We start from the raw sequence: 2,869 nt of genomic DNA, 5'->3' as shown, positions 1-2,869 counted from the left end.
GATGAGCATGAGCAATGGGAACGATCAAGCCAATCGAACGATTAGTACTGGTAAGCTTCATGCGTTGCCGCACTTCCACACCCAGCCTATCAACGTGGTCGTCTTCCACGGTTCTCAAGGGAATACTCGTTTTCAGGTTGGTTTCCCGCTTAGATGCCTTCAGCGGTTATCCATTCCATATATAGCTACCCTGCTATGCCCTTGGCAGGACAACAGGTCCACCAGAGATATGTCCATCCCGGTCCTCTCGTACTAGGGACAGATCCTGTCAATATTCCTACACCCACGGCAGATAGGGACCGAACTGTCTCACGACGTTCTGAACCCAGCTCACGTACCGCTTTAATTGGCGAACAGCCAAACCCTTGGGACCTGCTCCAGCCCCAGGATGCGATGAGCCGACATCGAGGTGCCAAACAACCCCGTCGATATGGACTCTTGGGGGTCATCAGCCTGTTATCCCCGGCGTACCTTTTATCCGTTGAGCGATGGCCCTTCCACGCGGGACCACCGGATCACTATGACCGACTTTCGTCTCTGCTCGACTTGTCAGTCTCGCAGTCAGGCGGGCTTATGCCATTGCACTCGACGACCGATTTCCGACCGGTCTGAGCCCACCATCGCGCGCCTCCGTTACTCTTTCGGAGGCGACCGCCCCAGTCAAACTACCCACCATACACTGTCCCGGATCCGGATAACGGACCGCGGTTAGACATCCATGACGATAAGGGTGGTATTTCAAGGATGGCTCCACAAGAACTGGCGTCCCTGCTTCAAAGCCTACCACCTATCCTACACATGCCGACACGAATGCCAGTGTAAAGCTATAGTAAAGGTGCACGGGGTCTTTCCGTCTGACCGCAGGAACCCCGCATCTTCACGGGGAATTCAATTTCACTGAGTCTATGCTGGAGACAGCGGGGAAGTCGTTACGCCATTCGTGCAGGTCGGAACTTACCCGACAAGGAATTTCGCTACCTTAGGACCGTTATAGTTACGGCCGCCGTTTACTGGGGCTTCGATTCAGAGCTTGCACCCCTCCTCTTAACCTTCCAGCACCGGGCAGGCGTCAGACCCTATACGTCGTCTTGCGACTTCGCAGAGCCCTGTGTTTTTGATAAACAGTCGCTACCCCCTGGTCTGTGCCACCCCAACAGACTTGCGTCCCTTGGGGTCACGCTTCTTCCGAAGTTACGCGTGCAATTTGCCGAGTTCCTTCAGCATAGTTCTCTCAAGCGCCTTGGTATACTCTACCTGACCACCTGTGTCGGTTTCGGGTACGGTCTATACGGTGGAGCTATTTCCTGGAACCGCGTCCCCGCCCACACAATCCAATAAGTGTGAACAAGTTAAGCGATCCGTCACTACCACCAGGCCCACGAATATTAACGTGGTTCCCATCGACTACGCGTGTCCGCCTCGTCTTAGGGGCCGGCTAACCCTGCTCAGATTAACTTTAAGCAGGAACCCTTGGTCTTTCGGCGAGAGGGTCTCTCACCCTCTTTATCGTTACTCATGTCAACATTCGCACTTCCGATACCTCCAGGACCCCTCACGGGTATCCCTTCACAGGCTTACGGAACGCTCCGCTACCACACGTCTTGCGACGTATCCTCAGCTTCGGTGCATGGCTTTAGCCCCGTTACATTTTCGGCGCAAAGACCCTTATTTAGACCAGTGAGCTGTTACGCTTTCTTTAAATGATGGCTGCTTCTAAGCCAACATCCTGGTTGTTTTGGGATCCTCACATCCTTTCCCACTTAGCCATGACTTGGGGACCTTAGCTGGAGGTCAGGGTTGTTGCCCTTTTCACGACGGACGTTAGCACCCGCCGTGTGTCTGCCGACTAGTACTCCTCGGTATTCGGAGTTTGGTTAGGATCAGTAAGACGGTGAGTCCCCATAGCCCATCCAGTGCTCTACCCCCGAGGGTATTCGGTCGACGCACTACCTAAATAGTTTTCGCGGAGAACCAGCTATTTCCGAGTTTGATTGGCCTTTCACCCCTAACCACAAGTCATCCCAATCTATTGCAACAGATGCGGGTTCGGTCCTCCAGTTGGTGTTACCCAACCTTCAACCTGCTCATGGCTAGATCACTCGGTTTCGGGTCTAATGCGACGAACTGAACGCCCTGTTCAGACTCGCTTTCGCTGCGCCTTCACCTATCGGCTTAAGCTTGCTCGTCACACTAAGTCGTTGACCCATTATACAAAAGGTACGCTGTCACCCTTGCGGGCTCCAACTGTTTGTAGGCATCCGGTTTCAGGTTCTATTTCACTCCCCTTGTCGGGGTGCTTTTCACCTTTCCCTCACGGTACTTGTTCGCTATCGGTCATGCACGAGTACTTAGGCTTGGAGAGTGGTCTCCCCATGTTCAGACAGGATTTCACGTGTCCCGCCTTACTCAAGGACAATGAGTGTTCTACGTGTAAGGGGCTATCACCCTCTACGGCCGACCTTTCCATGTCGTTCCACTTTATTCCTCATTGCCACTGGCCTGGTCCGCGTTCGCTCGCCACTACTTGCGGAGTCTCGGTTGATGTCCTTTCCTGCAGGTACTTAGATGTTTCAGTTCCCTGCGTTCGCTTCTTACCCCTATGTATTCAGGATAAGATACCTTTAAACAATGCTTGGAAACCTAAGCCGTACTTGCGCACGACTTAAATTTTCCAAGCATTTAAGGTGGGTTCCCCCATTCGGAGATCCATGGATCAAAGCTTATTCGCAGCTCCCCACGGCTTATCGCAGCGTATCACGTCCTTCATCGCCTGTGCATGCCAAGGCATCCACCAAATGCCCTTTTGACACTTGATCGTTCTCATTGCCAATGCTCATCCTTAGCCGCCTTCCCGAAGGGAAGCGGCAAC

The 2,869-nt window shown here is 53.2% G+C and carries 1 rRNA gene; it reads right to left on the bottom strand.

Features of this window, described 5'->3' with window-relative positions:
• Nucleotides 1-20: 20 nt before the first annotated feature.
• A 23S ribosomal RNA gene (locus tag IB262_RS35220) occupies nt 21-2,816 on the bottom strand.
• Between the last annotated feature and the right edge of the window lie 53 nt (nt 2,817-2,869).

The organism is Ensifer sp. ENS02 (assembly GCF_014851885.1).
GTDB lineage: Bacteria > Pseudomonadota > Alphaproteobacteria > Rhizobiales > Rhizobiaceae > Ensifer > Ensifer adhaerens.
The sequence above is the reverse complement of the archived record's forward strand: the minus strand, read 5'-3'. Positions and strand labels throughout refer to the sequence as shown.